The sequence below is a fragment of the Sporacetigenium sp. TC11 genome (assembly GCF_058146105.1).
Genome location: NZ_JBYVNY010000001.1, coordinates 224,003 through 242,309 on the forward strand (window position 1 = coordinate 224,003; position 18,307 = coordinate 242,309).

At 30.6% G+C, this 18,307-nt stretch carries 18 protein-coding genes; 4 read left to right on the plus strand and 14 right to left on the minus strand.

The features are described from left to right. Positions 1–176 precede the first annotated feature (176 nt). Positions 177–869, plus strand: a complete 693-nt coding sequence (locus tag ACUSRV_RS01080; RefSeq protein WP_490140058.1) for a cyclase family protein — start codon at positions 177–179, stop codon at positions 867–869. 65 nt (positions 870–934) lie between these two features. On the opposite strand, the gene ACUSRV_RS01085 is transcribed toward ACUSRV_RS01080, so the two are convergent. The 4 genes from ACUSRV_RS01085 to ACUSRV_RS01100 all read right to left on the minus strand — a co-directional run bounded on the left by ACUSRV_RS01085 (position 935) and on the right by ACUSRV_RS01100 (position 4,573). Then, on the minus strand, positions 935–1,798 hold the full coding sequence (locus tag ACUSRV_RS01085) for a pentapeptide repeat-containing protein (protein ID WP_490140059.1): 864 nt from the start codon (positions 1,796–1,798) through the stop codon (positions 935–937). Between the two features lie 29 nt (positions 1,799–1,827). Next, positions 1,828–2,328, minus strand: coding sequence for an acyl-CoA thioesterase (locus ACUSRV_RS01090; RefSeq protein WP_490140060.1), 501 nt, complete (start codon positions 2,326–2,328; stop codon positions 1,828–1,830). A 391-nt stretch (positions 2,329–2,719) separates the two neighbouring features. Continuing rightward, positions 2,720–4,111, minus strand: a complete 1,392-nt coding sequence (locus tag ACUSRV_RS01095) for a [FeFe] hydrogenase, group A (RefSeq protein WP_490140061.1) — start codon at positions 4,109–4,111, stop codon at positions 2,720–2,722. 213 nt (positions 4,112–4,324) lie between these two features. Further along, on the minus strand, positions 4,325–4,573 hold the full coding sequence (locus tag ACUSRV_RS01100) for a hypothetical protein (RefSeq protein ID WP_490140062.1): 249 nt from the start codon (positions 4,571–4,573) through the stop codon (positions 4,325–4,327). Positions 4,574–4,615: 42 nt separating this feature from the next. On the opposite strand from ACUSRV_RS01100, the gene ACUSRV_RS01105 reads away from it, so the two are divergent. Continuing rightward, positions 4,616–5,068 (plus strand): helix-turn-helix domain-containing protein, encoded by a 453-nt coding sequence (locus tag ACUSRV_RS01105; RefSeq protein ID WP_490140063.1) that lies wholly within the window; start codon positions 4,616–4,618, stop codon positions 5,066–5,068. Positions 5,069–5,439: 371 nt separating this feature from the next. Here the strand turns inward: ACUSRV_RS01105 and ACUSRV_RS01110 are convergent, their stop codons facing one another. Genes ACUSRV_RS01110 through ACUSRV_RS01125 form a run of 4 tightly spaced genes read right to left on the minus strand, consistent with a single transcriptional unit; the run spans position 5,440 to position 9,791 of the window. Beyond that, positions 5,440–6,138 (minus strand): RraA family protein, encoded by a 699-nt coding sequence (locus ACUSRV_RS01110; protein WP_490140064.1) that lies wholly within the window; start codon positions 6,136–6,138, stop codon positions 5,440–5,442. 36 nt (positions 6,139–6,174) lie between these two features. Next, positions 6,175–7,158 carry a hydroxyacid dehydrogenase gene (locus tag ACUSRV_RS01115; protein ID WP_490140065.1) on the minus strand — a complete coding sequence of 328 codons (984 nt, stop codon included), beginning with the start codon at positions 7,156–7,158 and terminating at the stop codon, positions 6,175–6,177. Positions 7,159–7,202: 44 nt separating this feature from the next. Continuing rightward, a complete protein-coding gene (locus ACUSRV_RS01120; protein ID WP_490140066.1) occupies positions 7,203–8,342 on the minus strand; it encodes an amidohydrolase family protein in 1,140 nt (379 codons plus the stop codon). A gap of 36 nt (positions 8,343–8,378) precedes the next feature. After that, positions 8,379–9,791 (minus strand): DASS family sodium-coupled anion symporter, encoded by a 1,413-nt coding sequence (locus ACUSRV_RS01125; protein WP_490140067.1) that lies wholly within the window; start codon positions 9,789–9,791, stop codon positions 8,379–8,381. A 436-nt stretch (positions 9,792–10,227) separates the two neighbouring features. Here ACUSRV_RS01125 and ACUSRV_RS01130 point away from each other — a divergent pair, with 436 nt between their 5' ends. Beyond that, positions 10,228–12,105 carry a sigma 54-interacting transcriptional regulator gene (locus ACUSRV_RS01130; protein ID WP_490140068.1) on the plus strand — a complete coding sequence of 626 codons (1,878 nt, stop codon included), beginning with the start codon at positions 10,228–10,230 and terminating at the stop codon, positions 12,103–12,105. Between the two features lie 101 nt (positions 12,106–12,206). On the opposite strand, the gene murI is transcribed toward ACUSRV_RS01130, so the two are convergent. The 5 genes from murI to ACUSRV_RS01155 form a co-directional block, all read right to left on the minus strand. Beyond that, positions 12,207–12,989 (minus strand): glutamate racemase, encoded by a 783-nt coding sequence (gene murI, locus ACUSRV_RS01135; protein ID WP_490140069.1) that lies wholly within the window; start codon positions 12,987–12,989, stop codon positions 12,207–12,209. Positions 12,990–13,217: 228 nt separating this feature from the next. Beyond that, positions 13,218–14,501, minus strand: a complete 1,284-nt coding sequence (locus ACUSRV_RS01140) for an FAD-dependent oxidoreductase (protein ID WP_490140070.1) — start codon at positions 14,499–14,501, stop codon at positions 13,218–13,220. Continuing rightward, positions 14,494–15,459 (minus strand): sulfide/dihydroorotate dehydrogenase-like FAD/NAD-binding protein, encoded by a 966-nt coding sequence (locus ACUSRV_RS01145; protein ID WP_490140071.1) that lies wholly within the window; start codon positions 15,457–15,459, stop codon positions 14,494–14,496. Before ACUSRV_RS01145 ends, ACUSRV_RS01140 begins: the two co-directional genes overlap by 8 nt. Positions 15,460–15,716: 257 nt before the next feature. Then, a complete protein-coding gene (locus tag ACUSRV_RS01150; RefSeq protein ID WP_490140072.1) occupies positions 15,717–16,013 on the minus strand; it encodes a hypothetical protein in 297 nt (98 codons plus the stop codon). A gap of 222 nt (positions 16,014–16,235) precedes the next feature. Continuing rightward, positions 16,236–16,766 carry a hypothetical protein gene (locus tag ACUSRV_RS01155; RefSeq protein ID WP_490140073.1) on the minus strand — a complete coding sequence of 177 codons (531 nt, stop codon included), beginning with the start codon at positions 16,764–16,766 and terminating at the stop codon, positions 16,236–16,238. A 162-nt stretch (positions 16,767–16,928) separates the two neighbouring features. On the opposite strand from ACUSRV_RS01155, the gene ACUSRV_RS01160 reads away from it, so the two are divergent. Further along, positions 16,929–17,633 carry a TMEM164-related integral membrane acyltransferase gene (locus tag ACUSRV_RS01160; protein WP_490140074.1) on the plus strand — a complete coding sequence of 235 codons (705 nt, stop codon included), beginning with the start codon at positions 16,929–16,931 and terminating at the stop codon, positions 17,631–17,633. A gap of 23 nt (positions 17,634–17,656) precedes the next feature. On the opposite strand, the gene ACUSRV_RS01165 is transcribed toward ACUSRV_RS01160, so the two are convergent. After that, positions 17,657–18,301, minus strand: coding sequence for a hypothetical protein (locus tag ACUSRV_RS01165; RefSeq protein WP_490140075.1), 645 nt, complete (start codon positions 18,299–18,301; stop codon positions 17,657–17,659). Positions 18,302–18,307 lie beyond the last annotated feature (6 nt).

Sequence of the window (18,307 nt, forward strand, 5' to 3'; positions counted from 1 at the left end):
TTTTGACTATTTATAAATTATATTTTGACAAGCTCGAGAATATAACTATAAAAAATAATATTTGTACTAATTAGAAAATTTTTTGTGAATTTAACTATTTGTAAATTATATTTTGACAAGCTCAGGAATATAACTATAAAAAGAAAAATTTTATACAGTTTTCAGGAGGAAAAAATATGGGGTTAAAATTAATTGATTTATCACAAGAAATATTTCAAGGTATGTCTGTTTTTCCTATGCATCAAAATACATTTATAATGACTAATATGACTCATGATGAAAACATGAAAGCTACGGGAAGTAAAACTTTAGGGTTCTCAGCTAGAAACTTACTTATAAGTGAACATGGTGGTACTCATTGTGATGCAGTTTCGGAATATAAACCAGGTGGGGCTACTATAGAAAATATGCCACTTGAGTACTTCTGGGGAAGTGCTATATGCATAGACTTGTCTAATGTTCCTTCATCAAGATACATAGAGCCAAAAGACTTGGAAAAGGCAGTAAAAAATTCAGGACAAGAAATACTAAAGGGTGACATAGTTCTTATGTATACTGGCCATTATGATAGAAATTTCGGTACTGATAAGTGGCAAAAAGAGTATACTGGACTAAGTTACAATGCAGCTAAATGGTTAGCTCAACAAGGTGTAGTAAATATAGGGGTTGATGCACCAGCAATAGATCATACTGATGATTTAGACTTTTCAGGGCATTTAGTTTGTGGTGAATACGATATCACTAATTCTGAAAATCTATGTAATTTAGACAAACTTGTTAATAAAAGATTTTTATACTTTGGTCTTCCACTAAAAATTAGATCTGGTTCTGGCTCTCCTATACGAGCTGTAGCTTTAGTTGAAGAATAAAATTGTAGATAATTATAAAGACCCCTACCTCACCCATTGTGAGTTAAGGGCCTTTTTTGTATCCGTTATTTATCCCAATATGTTGGACGAACTAGTGCCACCGGCAACTTTGTATTAGAATCGCCCTTAGCGGTGTTAATTTGGGCTTGGGTAAGAAATATACTATCTGTTAGGTTTGCTCCTCTGATGTCAGCATCTCGCAAATCAGCGCCAATAAGGTCTGCACCACTTAAGTCAGTTCCCCTAAGGTCTGCTGCAATAAGAAATGCACCTCTTAAATTTGCTCCTCTTAGATTAGTTTTTTTAAGGTCTGAGCCAATAAAATCTAATCCTCGACCAATATTCTTCTGACGTTTTGAAGGAGTCTTCTGCTCTTTACGGAATTTAGTTCGTACTAGTTCGCTTGTCTGTATAAGTAATGCATTAACGTCAGCTCTGTGTGCTGCTACATCAAGTCCTATAATAGAATCTGGACTGAGATGAGTAAGACGCTCTGTCTCACTAATCATAGAGCTCAGTTGATCTTTGATAAAAGAAGCTGGTTCCAGTGTAATTGCTTCTGTCAGATACCATAGCATTTCATGAAGTTGCCTCATAATAAGAAAAACCTCAAACATTTGCTTTTCCGATTCTGGTGCTTGTCGCCAGTCATTTCCTTTGTATGTAACTTGAGCTACCTTTTGGCCTGCTCCAAAGCAGTCATAAGCAGTGCAACCTTTGAGTCCCTGTTTCCTAAGGTTTTTGTGAACAGAACAGCTAAAGTCTGAATGTAAGTTTAGGCAAGGCTTCCCTGCCTCTTTGTCTATTGGGAAACCTTCCGAAGTAGAAAAATACAGTGCGACACAACAAAGTCCGAAACATTCTTTGCAGTCAATTCTTAGATTCTCAAATAGCTTTTTGTTATGTTTATATCCATGTTGATATATCATATTTATTCACTCCATGTTTTTAAATAATGTTAACCTTTATATTTTGATTTTATTTCATAATACTTTCTCTCGCCAAGTTTATAAAGTTCCTCTTCTTCCTTAGTATTAATAACTAATCTTGGAACTTCAGCTGGTTTATTATCCACTAAATGAACCATAGTAAAAAATGCTGTCATAGCTACTTCAGGATGTGAACAATCTAATGCTGTCATTGCCACTTCAGGCTGTGAATAATCATCTATCTTGCTGGCTATTATACTTACCATAATTTGCATTGAAGATTTACCTACATATGCTACCTGCCCAATGCATGTGACAATATCGCCTATATGTATTGGTTTATGAAATACAATTTCGTCAACTCTTGCAGTTACAACGGTACCTTTTGCATGTTTAAATGCTGCTAATCCTGCAACATTATCCATAACCTTCATAAGTTCTCCCCCATGGACATTACCATAGAGGTTACTATGTACAGGCTCCATTATTAAACATGTTTCAGCTCTTGAAAAAGAAATATTATTTGTCATTTGTAAAACTCCTTTATCTTATAAAATTAAAAACTGTTATAAACAGCACTCAAGGTTCTAATAAATATAATTAATTATATCATATTAATTTGTTCTAATTACATACAAAAAAGGCTGTTATTATAACAGCCTTTGAGTATCTACTTAACAAGTATTTTATCCTATCTATGGGATTATCTCAGTTTGAACTTGCTACTAAGTAGAAATAAACAATCTTTCTCTTTTCAGTGTAACCTATAGAGTAGAACTTTTAATTAACTGCCTACTCTATAGGGCACATTTTACAGCTTTTTATATACCACATATTGTATACATTAATCACTTGCATACTATTTCTTTTTTTTACTTAAGCTTCCAACTATTAATATATACGTTATTATTTTAATACATATTATATTATATCCTCTAAGTCCTCTTTTTCACCTAGCATATGAGCTTTTGAATCATACTGTGTATGTAAAAGTTCATATGATATACGAGACATAGGGTTTTCGTAAAAATCTTTATACACTTTTATAACATCTTGATTTTCATAACTCGATTTTACTTTTATTTCAACATCTTTTTTATACAAACTATCAATTCTTTTATTTCTTATTTCATCAGTAACTCTAATTTTTGTTTTAGGTTGACCTGCTCCACCTATGCATCCACCTTTACATGTCATAACTTCTATAAAATGATATTCAACTTCTTTATTTTTCATCTTTTCTATTAATGTTCTCGCATTAGCTGTACCTTGAACTGCTGCTAGATTTAGCTTTTTATCATTAATTATGACACTTGCTTCTTTTACCCCATCTAAACCTCTTACTGGAGTAAATTCTAATAGTTCTTTCGGTGGTTTTTCTCCAGTTTCTATGTAATATGCAGTTCTAATTGAAGCTTCCATTACACCGCCACTATTTCCAAATATAATACTTGCTCCACTTCCTTGTCCTAATAAATTATCAAACTCACTTCCTTCTAGATTTTCAAAGTTAATTTTTTCTTCTTTTATCCAAGATGCAAGTTCTTGAGTAGTTATTATAATGTCATTATCTCTTAATTCATCTATATTATTAAACTTGGCTGAGTCATTCATCTCAGGTCTATCTATTTCATACTTTTTGGAAGTACATGGTGTTACAGTAACAGTTACTATTTTTGAAGGATCTAAATTTTGTTTTTTAGCAAAATAAGTTTTTATAGTGACTCCTAGTATTGCTATTGGGCTTTTCGTAGTTGATAAATTTGGTATCAATTCTGGATAGAAAGTTTCTATAAAATTAACCCAAGATGGGCAACAACTCGTAAATTGAGGTATATTTTCGTTTTTATCTATACGATTTAGTAGCTCACTTGATTCTTCCATTATTGTCATATCTGCTCCAAATGTAACATCAAATACGTAATCCCCACCAAGTTTTCTAAGTGCATCTACCATTTTGTCTTGAACATATGAGCCTGCTTCCATTGAAAATTCTTCACCTAATGCAACGCGTACTGCTGGAGCTGTTGAAAATACAACTATTTTTTCTGGATCGTTTATGGCTTCTTTAACCCTATCTATATCTTCTACTTGTGTTATTGCTTTTACAGGACATGCTACTGCACATTGACCACAGTATACACAAACTGCGACATCTTTAGTTTCTTCTAAATCAAAGTAATTTGCAACGCCAATTTCTTTTTCACACACTCGCTTACAAAGACCGCATTTTATACACTTATCATAATCTATTTTTATAGCAGGATTGTCTGGCTCTATTGGTACAACTTTTTCTAAGTATAAATGTTTCATAAATCATATCTCCTTTATTTTCAAACAAGGTTAACGTTTTCTTATACAAACTATAAATTTTCGTATTTGTTTGCATTTTGTATTTTTTCACGTTTTTTTATTATATTTTGTCATTTTAGATTTTATCATTATTTTTTGTAATTGTAAATGAACTTCATTGTCATATAATTAACAATAAAAATAGAGGCCGTTATAATAACAGCCTCTAGATACCTATTTAACTAACACCTTATCAAATATATTTTCAAGTCCAGTCTTTTTAACTCTTTCCCTTACTACATCGCTATCAGTGGTATAATATCCTAGTTCTTTCATTCTATTAAAATATACACTTCCTGCAAAGGTAAACTTAAGTTTATCCCCATCTACCTTGTTCATCTCAGAATTAGAATAACTTATAAAATCTACTATTAGTGTATTAGTTGGTAATTGTAGTAAATACATACCTATGGCAGATCTCACTGCGTTGTGCCCTGCAAGTGTTCCTGTTACAATAGCTTCTGCGTGGCCTCGCTAGATGCAAAGTTTAGTCATAAGTTTTATGACTATAGCGATTTACCTGAAGATACATTTGGACAAAGGTTAAAGAAACTTAGATTATCTATGAGATTATCTCAATTTGAACTTGCCAATAAGATTGATATAAACCATGGTATGATAGGCTCTTATGAGTGTGATAATTTTTATCCTACATTAGATTCTATAAATAAATTATCAAAAGTTTTAGATATTAAATTTTTATGTAATGAAGGTTACTCAAAATTTTTACTTGAGTCATCTAGCTTTAAAGACAAGCTCCTTAATTGGAGACTAGAAAATAATTTTACGAAAAGAGATGCAGCCAAATTATTAGGAATTTCTGAGAGAGGTTATGGTTTATGGGAAAGTGGTTCTATAATGAGTATAATTACTTATTATAAATTAGAAAAAAATTTATCTAAATATAATTTATTATAGTATTAATATACAAAAAAATGATTTCTTTATTTTTAAACCGTGAAATAAAGAGATCTTTTTATATGTTATAGTAAATAGACTTAATGCTTTTCCATCTGATATGTCAATTTTAAAAGGCGATAAACTTAATACTTCTTAAAATTTCACTTTAAATTTTCCTATTAGTTTAAATAACGCTCTCTTCTCTGGTGTATTCGCTATATTATAACTATTGCGTAATATACGAAGATTAAGTATTAAATTTTAGTAATACCTTTAAAATATCATCCATACAAATTTATATATTCTAATAAAAAATAAGTTCACTTATCCACTATGCCCTCCATAAGTTGGAGGACAGTGAATAAAATGAACTTATCTAAATAATTCTATTAAGGTCTATACATGCCATCTATGACTTCAAAACCTTTTTTCTCAAGTAAATCATCTACCCATTGTCTATTAACTGTTCCTGATGCTGAAGCTTCAACCTTTGCTGCATCTCCTGCTGCAATAGCCTTCGCTTTATCTAGTATTTGTGCCGCATCATTTTTAGGAATTACAATTACTCCATCAGCATCTCCAAGAATTATATCTCCTGGATTAACAGATATATGTCCACAAGCAATTGGCACATTTACTTCACCAGGACCTTCTTTATAAGGGCCACCAGGAGTTGTTCCTGTTGCAAAGATTGGCATTTCACATTTTGATATTACGTCAATATCTCTTATAGGTCCGTCAATTACAATACCTTTAATCTTTTTATAATCAGAAAGATATTTGTACATAATCTCACCCATTATTGATTGGCTTCTGTCACCTTCATTTGAAACCACAATTACATCGCCTTCTTCTGCTATATTAAGTGCTTTGTGTAAAGCAAGGTTATCACCAGGACGAGATTTTACAGTTAAAGCTACTCCACACATCTTCTTTGTTGGACTTGACATTAACTTTATATCTGAATGAATTGCACACAAACGTCCCATAGCATCTGCAACATTTGCTGCTGGTAGTTCACTAAATTCTTTTACTAGTTCTGGGTCTGGAAGTTCTCTCTTTAAAAATATTCTATTTCCTACTGGCATATTGATTATCTCCTTTTTCTTATGATAAATTTTAAATTAGTCTTCAAAAGTTTCAGCTGTATTCCAATCTATTACTTTAACAGGCCATGTTGGTTGTTTGCCTTCGTACACTTCATGAATACCAATAGCAGAATGAAGTGATGCTCTATCAGTTGCTTCCTTTGTAGCTGCACCAATGTGTGGTGCTATAACAACATTGTCTAAGTATAAAATTGGATTTTTAGGATCAACTGGCTCTTGTTGAAGAACATCCAACCCTGCACCAGCAATCACTTTGTTTTTGCATGCTTCATAAAGTTCAACTTCATTTACAACAGCACCTCTAGCAGCATTAATAAGGAATGCTGTTGGCTTCATCATTTCAAATTGTTTCTTTCCAGCAAACTCTTTAGATATTTTAGTAGTTGGACAATGAAGAGAAACAAAATCACTTTCTCTGTAAATTCTTTCAATATCTCTTACTACTTCTACACCTTCTGGGAAATCAGCTCTCTTCTTATATGGGTCATATGCAAGAACTTTCATATTAAAGCCGTGCATACATTTTTTAGCTACAATTGAACCGATGTTACCGCATCCAATAATACCAACAGTCTTTCCATCAAGTTCACACTTAGGTGTTCTTAATTTAGCCTTATAATAATCATCAATAAAGTCTCTTCTTACCACTGTAAAATTTCTTGAGCAGTAAAGCATATACATCATTGTTACTTCTGCAACAGACATACTATTTGCTGTCGGGCAGTAAAGTACTTGTACATTATGGTCCTTAGCTGCTTGTAAATCAACAGTATCAAAACCAGCTCCATGTCTTACAATAACTTTTAATTTATCAGCTGCTTCAAATACTTCTCTAGTAATCTTAGAAAGACGTACTACCATAGCATCTATACCTTTAATATCTCTAATAATATCTTCCGTTTCCATACCACTTCCTGTAATAAGCTCATGTCCTCTGCTTTCTAGGTAATCTCTACCTTCTTGCATGATTTCTTGTGGTAATAAAATTTTATATCCCATCTCAATCTCCTCCTTGTTGTTTTTAAATTTAGTCTTTTATTATTTTAGTTTTCATAAATATAATCTGGTGCACAGTACATAATATAACCATCTTTAATAGTCATTTCTGGTTTAAGCAATTTATTAGCTAAGAACGTGGAACCTTTCCAATCTCTATATAATTGGTCTTTATCCACAATATCGAAAATAGCAACATCTGCATATGCACCCTCTGATAGACAACCGATTTCATTTTCCATGCCCATAAGCTTTGCTGGTCTTTCTGTTGTCATCTTAATTACTTCATTTAAGCTAATACCCATACATAAGTATCTAGACATTAGGTTTGGAAGTGAAAAAATAGGTCTTCTATACATACTGGCTAAAACTAGGTCAGTACTACACATATCAGCTATAAAACCTTGTTCCATAGCCTTTGTCATTACTTCAAAGTCAGCATGTTTTCTACCTTCAGCAGTATCAAAAATAATCCCTTGTTTTCTAGCTTCTAGAACACAATCACGTAATTTCCCATTTTCATCTATAATTGTGTTTTGTACACCCTGGTAAACATGCTGAAAAATATCACCTGGTCTAAGGATGTCTAAAACTTCTGAAGTTGGAACTGGAAGATTCGTACAATGAACCTGCACTGGACATCCAATTTTCTCTGCCACCTCTACTGTTGCAATTAATGGCTTAATTCCAAGTCCATCAGCTATTTCTTCACCATTTCTAATTTTTAGTCCTATTACATTATCCTTATGATCATTGAAGATTCTCGCCATCTTCTCACGATTAAAATATTTTGGATTAATATTTTCATGATAGCTTGTTGTAGCAAGCCCAGCTGAACACACCTGGAGGAAGCTCTTGATTCTAACTTTACTTTGTTCAATAACCACTTTTCTGAAAGTTTGATAATTGGAAACCCCAGCAGAAAAATCAATAGCACTAGTAACACCTGTTGGAATATAAGCAACATCAGGGAACAACCCTATATCTGTACCATATTCAAACATATGTGCATGAGCATCTATCAAGCCAGGGAATACATATTTCCCCTTTGCATCGATTATATGTTTTGCTTCTTCGCCTTCCTCATATTTTGTTATTTTTCCACCATATATGGCTACAGGCCTTACTTCATCTACATTATTTTTAGGATCAATGACATGACCATTTATGATTAATAAATCTAACATTTCATTCTCCTTTTATAGTTTATAGTTAATTTATATTTACCAAATTCCAATTAACTTCCAATATGGTAAACCAATCACTAAGAATATAACTAGAGCTACACCTACCATGATTGTTCCTATTCTCCAGAAATCCTTTTGGCTACAATATCCTGTTGCAAAGGTATAAATTCCTGCACCGTTTCCATAGTGTGTCAATAGTGCACCATATCCTGCGAAAAATGCTAGTAGCAATGCAACTACCATAATGTTGGCTTGTGTAGTTAAAGCTAATGCAAATAAGACAGGATAGAAGGATGCAACAAAGGCACTGTTTGATACAAAGAAATATCTAACAGCTAGACTTATTAAAAGTAGAACAATCGTTACAAGCAATCCATTTAATTGTCCTAGATTTAAAGTTTTGTCAAGTACATCCGCAAGCCAAGTATAGAACCCTTGATCTGCTAATGTTGCTGCAACTCCATAAAACGCCCCATACCATACAAAAGTATTCCATGCACCTCTTTGCGAGATAACATCATTCCAATCTAGAATTTTAAATAATAACGTAAGGGCTAAGAATACAAACGCTACAACCTGCATCCCTAAATCTAGGAATGTAATTTTAGATCCAAACATCCAACCTAAAACGGCTAAAAGAAATAAAAATGCCAATATTTTTTCTTCGCTCTTCATAGGGCCCATTTCTTCAAGACCTTTTTTCATTTGTGGTTTAATATCCCCAAGATCTGTTAAGTCCGGTTTATAAAGCTTATATACTATAATTGGACCAAGACCTAAGACTAATCCAGCAGGAACAACTGCTGCCTTAAACCATGTCATCCAATCTATGTTCACACCTAACATTTCTTTTGCTAGAGATACAGTAATAGCATTTGTAGCCATTCCAGTTAGGAACAACGTAGCTGTAGACATAGATACTACATACATTAGCATTGTTAAATATGAACCAAGTTTACGTGGATCCTTTTCAGGTGTAGACCCAACACTTTCTGCTATATTCCTAAATATTGGATAATCAATTGATGCACGTGACATATTTGATCCTGTAGCAGGACTTAATATTAAATCTACGAACATCATAATATAGCCTAATCCTAATGAAGTCTTTCCAAATCTAGTAAGTAAATTATATGCAATCCTCTTACCAAGCCCTGTTTTAACAAAAGCTGCGCATACAATAGTTACCATTACAATGAACCATACCATTTCAGTTCCGTAACCAGCTAAAGGTATTTCAGGCCCCATAAGCATCGATACAATCCCAACAATAATCAACGTAATAACAGGTTCTGAGAAAGGTTTAACTACCAAACCTAATAGTAAAGCTATATATAGTGCAACAACATGCCATGTTTCTTGCTCTAGTCCTGCTGGCGTTGGTGTTATCCAAAGTACTAGAGGTATTAAGATAACAGGCAATAATTTTAATAGAGTCTTTTTATCCATTTCTTTTCCTCCTTATTTATTTGTTTTTCCTAATTTTTCTTTGTTTTAAACTAACTACTTATTCTGTACATCACTCCTATAATTAAATCGTTTTCCTTAATTAGGCGCCTAAAGTTTTCATCGATGAACTTTACATTTATTAATAGAGCAAGTTGCGTGCCAAGTATTTTAAAATTACTAAAAAAATAAGTTTGATTTTTTATTACATTTATTTTTATATTGAAATTCCGCCTAATCTCCGCAATCCTTTGCTTAATAGTCAATAAAATTATTTTCAATATGATAAAAGTTTCATCATAATATAAAGCTTGTTTTTAAATAATTTATAATGTATACTTTCAAAGTGAAATAGTTATTATTTCATTTTATTTCATTTTGAAATACAATAATTGCAGTTTAGTATGATTAAATAGATAATATTGGAGATGATACCCAAATGAATAAGGATATTTTAATTTTATCTTCATCTGAAGATTTTACCCAAAAATTTAGCAAGCTATTGAAAAAGAAGAAACTAAGTTATCCAATCTTAGAGTCTACTGGAGATAAGACTGTTGAAATAGCAAGACAATTTGTTAGTGAAGGTACTAAAATAATTATTACCCGAGGGAAAAACCTAAGTCTTTTGCGCCAGAATATAAATACTATTTTAATGGATGTCCGTTATACCTATGAAGATATGTATTTTTCATTAGAAAAGGCAAAGCAATACTCAAATAAAATAGCTTATATAGGCTTTGATTTGGCTTATGATGTAGCAGCAAAATTTAAAAATATTTCAAAAGAAAATTTTTTACTCATAAAACCTGAGTCTGTATCTGCTGTTGATGAAGTTGTCAAAAAATATTCAGAAGATGGCATTGAAGTATTTATTGGAGGTATTACCGTAGCAAGTGCTGCTAAAAAATATGGAGTTAAAAATGTAATGATAGAAGTTGATGAAACATCTCTTGAAATAGCCTTAAATGAAGCAATATCTTTTCTCGACTTTGAATTAGAACGAAGAAAAAATTATGAAACTATCAGACAAATTTTAGATTCTACAACTGAAGGTATTATTGGTATAGATCAGAATTCCCAGATTAGCTATATAAATGATAAAGCTAAGAAGTTAATAACTGATGAAAACAACAATCTTTTAATAGATAATATAGTTAATCTGTCAGTAGTTAAGGATACAATAATAAATGGCACTACTACCTATAATGAATTACTAGAAATAGGAAATAATTCATTGATACTAAACAGTCGCCCATTAGAAATTGATAGTAAAATTTTTGGAGCAGTTGCAAGCATACAAAAATCAGCTTACGTTCAGAGTGCTGAAAAAGAAATACGTAAAAAATTAAACACAAAAGGACATGTAGCTAAAAAGAATTTCAGAGATATAATAGGTAAAAGCGAAATACTATCTAACACAATAAAAAAGGCAAAGAAGTTTGCGAAATCCGATAGCACTATTTTAATAACGGGACCTTCTGGAGCAGGTAAAGAAATTTTTGCTCAGAGTATTCATAACTATAGTAATAGACGCAATGAACCATTTGTTGCCATAAACTGCGCAGCTCTTCCAAAAAGTATATTAGAAAGTGAACTCTTTGGTTATGTTAAGGGAGCATTTACAGGGGCAAGACCTGAAGGAAAAGCAGGCATATTCGAATTAGCACACAATGGCACTGTTTTTTTGGATGAGGTTGGAGAAACTTCACAAGACATACAGGTAAAGCTACTAAGAGTTATTCAAGAAAAGGAAATTATAAGAATTGGTGATGACAAGGTTATACCTGTTGATGTAAGAATAATTAGTGCAACAAATAAAAATCTATTAGAAAGAATTGAAGAAAATGAATTTAGAGAGGATTTGTATTACCGTCTATGTGTTTTAGATTTAAAGCTTCCTTCATTAGATGAAAGAAGAGAAGACATTCCTTTGCTAGTTAAGCAGTTTATTTCTAACAACGCTCCAAATATTAAAATCTCAGATGAAGCGCTTCTTATTCTCGGTAGTTTACCTTATAACGGAAACATAAGACATCTTCAAAATATTATAGAAAGACTTATTGTGATGTGTGAAAATAATATTATTGATGAGTATTTGGTTTCCCATGTTTTAGATTTAAACTCCAATAATTCAGAAAAAAAGTTTCTTCAACAATTCTCTGAAGAACAAGGTGATAGCACTCCAGAGCTTATAAAAATAGAAAATCAATTGATAAAAGATGCACTAAAAAAATACAATGGTAATAAAACTAAGGCTGCAAAGGAACTTGGAATGAGTTATACAACCCTATGGCGCAGACTTAAGAAGATGTAGTAGATAAATATATCAATTTCTTGATACAACAAAAGCCCTATATACATACAATAATTAAGTCATCTCTTGTATATAGGGCTTTTAATTTTTCAAAATTAATTTTATTCGTTAATGGTATCTAGTCGTTTGAATAGTCTATTGTATTTATCTAGCTCAGCTTTATCCTCGATCTTGCAACCTGAATTATATAAAGTAATATTACCATTACCTTCATTTAAGGAATTCATTTCTTTCAAAATTCTTTTTAGATTTTTTGCAGTGCCAATGTTTCCATCGATTATATTAACATGTGATGGAAATAATGTTCTGAACATATCCTTAAAGTAAGAAAAATGAGTACACCCTAAAACAACAGTTTCATAGTTACTTAAATCATATTTAAGTAACTGCTCATTAAGGTAAGGTAACACTATTTCTTCGTTAAATTCAAGTTTTTCCGAAAATTGGACTAAGCCTGGAAGAGGTAATAAATCAACAACATGTTTGTTATCTAATTTGGCAATAAGACTATTCAGCTTTTCTTCCTTTAAAGTCAATTCTGTAGCAGTTACCAGAACTCGTTTATGTATATCTGTATTTTTCTCAACAGCAGGTTTTACAGCAGGCTCCATACCAACAATTGGAATACTGTATTTAGCCCTTAACTCTTCGATTGCTATACTTGTAGCAGTATTACAAGCAATAACTATAGCCTTAACTCCCTGTTTGCTAATAAAATCTATAGCATTAAAAATATACTTTTTTACTTCATCTTTGGATTTTGGTCCATATGGAACATTTAATGTATCGGCATAATATATATAATCTTCATTAGGTAACACTTTTAATGTATCATACAATACAGTAATACCTCCGATACCTGAATCAAAAAAACCTATTTTCATTTCTTCTATTCCTCCAATTACTAAAATCTATATATTATTTTAACATGTGTGAGGTTTTATTTCATTCGTAATTTTATACAACTATGTATTAATAAACGATTAAACCATATATTAGCTATATCATTATATCTAAATTAATTAAATCTATTTATACATTTCTAAATTTCAACATTGATTTAAAACATAGCCTAACTTAAATAAAGGCTGTTATAGAAACAGCCTTTTAGCTTATTTAACAAGCACTTTATCAAATATATTTTCAAGACCTGTCTTTTTAACTCGGTCTCTTACTACATCACTATCAGTAGTATATAGTCCTAGTTCCTTCATTCTATTGAAATATACACTTCCTGCAAAAGTAAACTTCAATTTATCTCCATCTACCTTATTCATCTCAGAATTAGAATAACTTATAAAGTCTCCTATCAAAGTATTAGTTGGAAGTTGTAGTAAATACATACCTATGGCAGATCTTACGGCGTTATGTCCTGCAAGTGTTCCAGTTACAATAGCTTCTGTATGCCCTACATAAAAGCCACTTTTTTCTCCACCTACAAACAAGTTATCTACTCCATTTACTCTTAAATAATTATCTCTTGGAGCTGTAGAGAAATATCTTACAGAGTTCCCTTTGCCCCCTGAATAGGGATCAACTATTAATGCCTTTTCAAATCCAGGTATTTTTCTTAATTTTTCTATAGGATAAAACGGTGCCATAAGCTTTGCATGGCCAGTATCAATTAGAACTATATTCTCAGCAAATTCAGGAAGATTATACTGTTGACACACTTTCATATCTAATTTTGCATTGTTTATTTGTTCAGGAGGTAGTGGTATAACTGCAGAACCTTTTTCATTTAACTCTCTTTGAATCTCTTCACTTAATGATTCTTTCAATAACTTTATAGAGCCACTAAATGCGCCATATTCTCCTGTGTTTCTTCTTCCTATCATATCCTCTATACCACATTTAGAACTTATACTTACTCTTCCTCCAAATGATGGGCATCTTAATATACACATAGCGCAACCATTTCCATACTTTGTACAATTGCCCATTGGTCCTGTAGATCCTGTAGTTTCTACAAAAGCATCACCATTTATAACATCTCCGTCTTCTAAAACTATAGAAACTATTCTCTTATTTTCAATATTTACATTAACCGCTCTAGAAAAAAATCTTATTTCTATTCCCATATCCTTTATTATGTTTCTAATTGGCGTTTCTATTTTGGTAACATCATATATTGTCGCATGTTTATGCCCCGGGAAATCTATATCTTTGTGAGTATAATAACTATCTGTTATATTAAATAACTCTCTAGCCCCTAATGCTATGACTTCTTCAGCAGCAGTATATCTTCCATTATTTCTCATTATACCACCAACATTCCCAAGACCTAAAAGCATATCCGTTCTTTCAAGAATTACAACATCAGCTCCAGCCTTTTTCGCAGATATAGCAGCTGCACAACCAGCCCATCCCCCACCTATAACAATAATTTTAGCCATTATTTACAACCTCCCTTAGAAAATACCTAGGTTCTATTTGTGCTTTACAAGACTTTAATCTTTGCCCATTTATCTTAACTGTACATGCGCCGCATATACCTTCTCCGCAACTTATTAAGTTATTATTAGTTATAACAAGCCTTATTTCTTCATCAACTTTATCAACAATTTGCATTATCTTTTTATTGAAATTATTGAAACTTGCAGAAAATACTAGCTTAACGTCATTTCTTTTAATATAGTCTTCTATCATATAACTATCTTTTTCAAAGTCTATAAACTGAATATTTACACCCATTGACAGAACTAACTTAACCACATCTTCAATTGGATTCTTATAGTTGTCTATAAACACTTCTACATGATTATTATTTTTTAATAATTGTTTTATAGTTTTTACTATAGTAACTTGTGATAGACCTTTAGCTACGACTACAGTATTACAATCCTTAGTTAATTTAAGATATTTAATCCCAAATACTCCATTTCTAAAAGGCCCTCTTATCCATATTTTGTCATGATTTATTATATTCTTTGTTTTAACTCCCACAGTTTTAACTACTACAGTTAATATATCTTTAGACGTATCTACATTCATTACGGATATAGGGGTGTTAAATTTGCCATCTTTTTTATCTGCCGCTCTTAAAAGTACATAAGATCCTGGATTAATAAGATCCATGCATAGTTTTTTAGGCAATTTTATATCCAGTTGATATAGATTTTCTTCTATTTGTTTTTTATCTAATATATCGCATAGTATATCTGTTCTTTCCTCATTAATAGTGTTGTTGTTGTGTATGAAGTTGTTGTATATGCATACCCCTTGCCATAAACAGTCACAAAACTCCTTACCTTGCATCATTGGACATAACACACAGTCTCCTGTAGCAGCAAGATGACATGGACAATAGTCACTCCCTGCGTCTACACATATCTGTCTATTCATTTTTTCCATTTAATACACTTCCTTCTGAGATAAAATTTAGGGTCAAAATGTTTACCTTATATTATTAATTTATTGTTATTAGCTAAATTTGTTACTATTTAAATTAAATATTAAGTAAGAAGATTAATAACTGGTAAAGAGATGATCTATTTGAATCTATAAAAGCTATGTAAGTGCACATAATAGACAAAAGACAAAGACTTGGACTTAAGTAATAAGTAAGATAGGCCCGGCAAAAGAGTGCAAATTTAAATTTGCACTCTTTTTTATTGTTTATTATTATAAGATAGTTTTTTTCCCTTTGATTTTTTTACTTCTATAAGATTTTTAATTTCCTCTACATACTTCTCATCATCAGATAGTCTCATTAAGCTCCTAAGATAATAGAAACTCTTTTCTTTTGGAATTTTCTTTTTTATAACTAAATCAATAGCAGTTTTAGCGGCATTAAATGAATGTAGATGAGTATGTGAATCCTTCCAATTTTCCTTTTTAGTATTAATTGCAATAAATCCATTAGCTACAGCTACGATTACAAATTGTTCTCTCTGATATATAGCCACTACATCACCCCAAATATTCATATTGAATAACTTTAATAATTCTTGTTAATTCTTTTAAGTTAGTCCTAAATTTATCTGGTGTTATTATATACTATGTTTTATATATGAAAATATTGAGGATAAAAACAAAATTTATAAATTAGTTAAGAATGCTTGGCTTATATAAGCAGAACTTAATAATATAAAAAGAGAAGTTAAATTTTAACTTCTCTTTTTATATTATTAATCAACCTTTATTATACCTTTAATATCACTTTCTTTTACATAAACTAAATTGTTTGCCAAAGTAAATTGATATCCTTTATCTGTTTTTTGAATATATCTCATTGGTCCTAAATCTTCGTTGAATTCTGCTATTATATTGCCATCATCATCGTATATTGGTGAATTTTTATTTATAACAATTGCATCACTAGATATTATCGTTATAACAACAAAAGGCTCTTTATATCCTTTTTCAAGGTATTTAATAGGAATATAGTAGGATTTTTGTAAACCATCACTTGTTTGCATTTCAAAATATACCTTATCATCCTTTTTCATATCTATATTTAAAGAAAATCCTTTATAACCATGACCTACAATTTTATTAGTATCTTTATCGTATATCGGTATAGACTTGTATTTTTCTGAAACAACATAGGAGTTTAATTCTTTATTACCTATATTACCTTGAATATCCTTTTCTATAGAACATCCTGTAAGTATTATACAAAGAATGCCTATTGTCATTAAATAAATAATATTTTTCATAAACTATACTCCTTTTTAATATTATTATAGCCTTCATAAAATAAATCTATTATATGCTTTATATTATTTTTTATTAATATATTTATATTTAATAATATCAAATTATTGTTAAATGAATATATTTATATATAAATAACTAAATTTAAAACTTGGGGGGATTTTATGGAGTATTTGTTTAGAAGTAACATAGAAAGTGTCCATTTTAATTACTTCTCTCCTGCACACCTATATATACTATTATTTATAGCAGCATTTTTATATTTTGTACCTATCCTTACTAAAAATTTATTACCACATGCCTATATGGTTGAAAAGGTTATTGCTTTTATATTTATTGGAGATCTTATATTAAATCAGCTTTTTTTCATAGGAATAGGAAGGTATGATGTTAATTTACATTTACCAATAGGCATAGGTAGGATAGTAACATATTTGCTCATAATAATACTGTTATTTAAGCAATATCATTTGTTTAACATAGCATTTTCATGGGGTATTATCTCATGTATTGGCAGCTTTATGTTTCCTGATATGGGTCAATTTAACTTTCCTCACTTTATTAATTTTTCTTCAATAATTTATCATTGTTTAATAATATATACATTATTGTATTTAGCAGAAGTTAGAAAATTCAAAATAAATGAATACGCATTAAAAGATAACTTAATAGCATGTACATTGTATTTCAGTATAGTATTAGTTATAAATATAATATGTAAAACAAACTACGGATACTTAATTAAGTCTACCTTAGATTTTATATATATTTCAGGACCTTTATACACAGCAAGCTTCATAGCTTTATTTATATGTCTTACTACACTTATATCTAAACAATTTATGCCAAATAGAAAAAGAGGGTGCTAATTAGTGCCCTCTTTTCATGATTTTTAAAGTTTAAGTTCTTTAGTCAATCTATTTGTGTATACCTTGCTATATATATAACTCCCTATTGATAATAAGCATATACTCCAAACAGGTATTATAGTCTTTATATTTACTAATGAATCTTTAGTAAAAAATACAGACATAAACAATAATATAACCATTGTAGTAGTTAAAATCTTATATTTTATATTTTTAAATTCTATCTTTTGTGATTTCAAAGTTAAAAATAGCATCATTTCTGCTTCTATTCTATTTACATAATCTATACTTATAGAACATAAAATAGTCAAAGTTATAATTGTTATACCATATAAATTTACCTTAGATAAAGGATCTAATAATGATATAATCAAAGTAAATATGCTTAAAATTAGAGAAAACTTTTTTAGATACTCTATAAATATACTAAATTTAGATGTTTTTTCTTTGTATGGGTTTATAACTTCATCACAATAAGCTTTAGGATCTCCTATAACATTTTCTACATATTTATGTTGTTTATTAATCTTAAATACAATTTCAGATACTTTCTTTATACATTCTTCTTTATAAAAATCTAGTATATTGCTACATCTTATATATCTTTCCATTGCTATGTACATTTCTTGGTTTTTTAGATTTAGTTCTTTATAAGAAACTTTCCCCATAAATCA

Excerpts from the sequence above, each read along its gene's own strand:
- ACUSRV_RS01110 (WP_490140064.1), bottom strand. The coding sequence starts at position 6,138 with ATGCCAGTAGGAAATAGAATATTTTTAAAGAGAGAACTTCCAGACCCA.
- ACUSRV_RS01090 (WP_490140060.1), bottom strand. The coding sequence starts at position 2,328 with ATGACAAATAATATTTCTTTTTCAAGAGCTGAAACATGTTTAATAATG.
- ACUSRV_RS01160 (WP_490140074.1), top strand. The coding sequence starts at position 16,929 with ATGGAGTATTTGTTTAGAAGTAACATAGAAAGTGTCCATTTTAATTAC.
- ACUSRV_RS01115 (WP_490140065.1), bottom strand. The coding sequence starts at position 7,158 with ATGGGATATAAAATTTTATTACCACAAGAAATCATGCAAGAAGGTAGA.
- ACUSRV_RS01130 (WP_490140068.1), top strand. The coding sequence starts at position 10,228 with ATGAATAAGGATATTTTAATTTTATCTTCATCTGAAGATTTTACCCAA.
- ACUSRV_RS01145 (WP_490140071.1), bottom strand. The coding sequence starts at position 15,459 with ATGGAAAAAATGAATAGACAGATATGTGTAGACGCAGGGAGTGACTAT.
- ACUSRV_RS01155 (WP_490140073.1), bottom strand. The coding sequence starts at position 16,766 with ATGAAAAATATTATTTATTTAATGACAATAGGCATTCTTTGTATAATA.
- ACUSRV_RS01120 (WP_490140066.1), bottom strand. The coding sequence starts at position 8,342 with ATGTTAGATTTATTAATCATAAATGGTCATGTCATTGATCCTAAAAAT.
- ACUSRV_RS01085 (WP_490140059.1), bottom strand. The coding sequence starts at position 1,798 with ATGATATATCAACATGGATATAAACATAACAAAAAGCTATTTGAGAAT.
- ACUSRV_RS01125 (WP_490140067.1), bottom strand. The coding sequence starts at position 9,791 with ATGGATAAAAAGACTCTATTAAAATTATTGCCTGTTATCTTAATACCT.
- ACUSRV_RS01080 (WP_490140058.1), top strand. The coding sequence starts at position 177 with ATGGGGTTAAAATTAATTGATTTATCACAAGAAATATTTCAAGGTATG.
- murI (WP_490140069.1), bottom strand. The coding sequence starts at position 12,989 with ATGAAAATAGGTTTTTTTGATTCAGGTATCGGAGGTATTACTGTATTG.
- ACUSRV_RS01140 (WP_490140070.1), bottom strand. The coding sequence starts at position 14,501 with ATGGCTAAAATTATTGTTATAGGTGGGGGATGGGCTGGTTGTGCAGCT.
- ACUSRV_RS01095 (WP_490140061.1), bottom strand. The coding sequence starts at position 4,111 with ATGAAACATTTATACTTAGAAAAAGTTGTACCAATAGAGCCAGACAAT.
- ACUSRV_RS01165 (WP_490140075.1), bottom strand. The coding sequence starts at position 18,301 with ATGGGGAAAGTTTCTTATAAAGAACTAAATCTAAAAAACCAAGAAATG.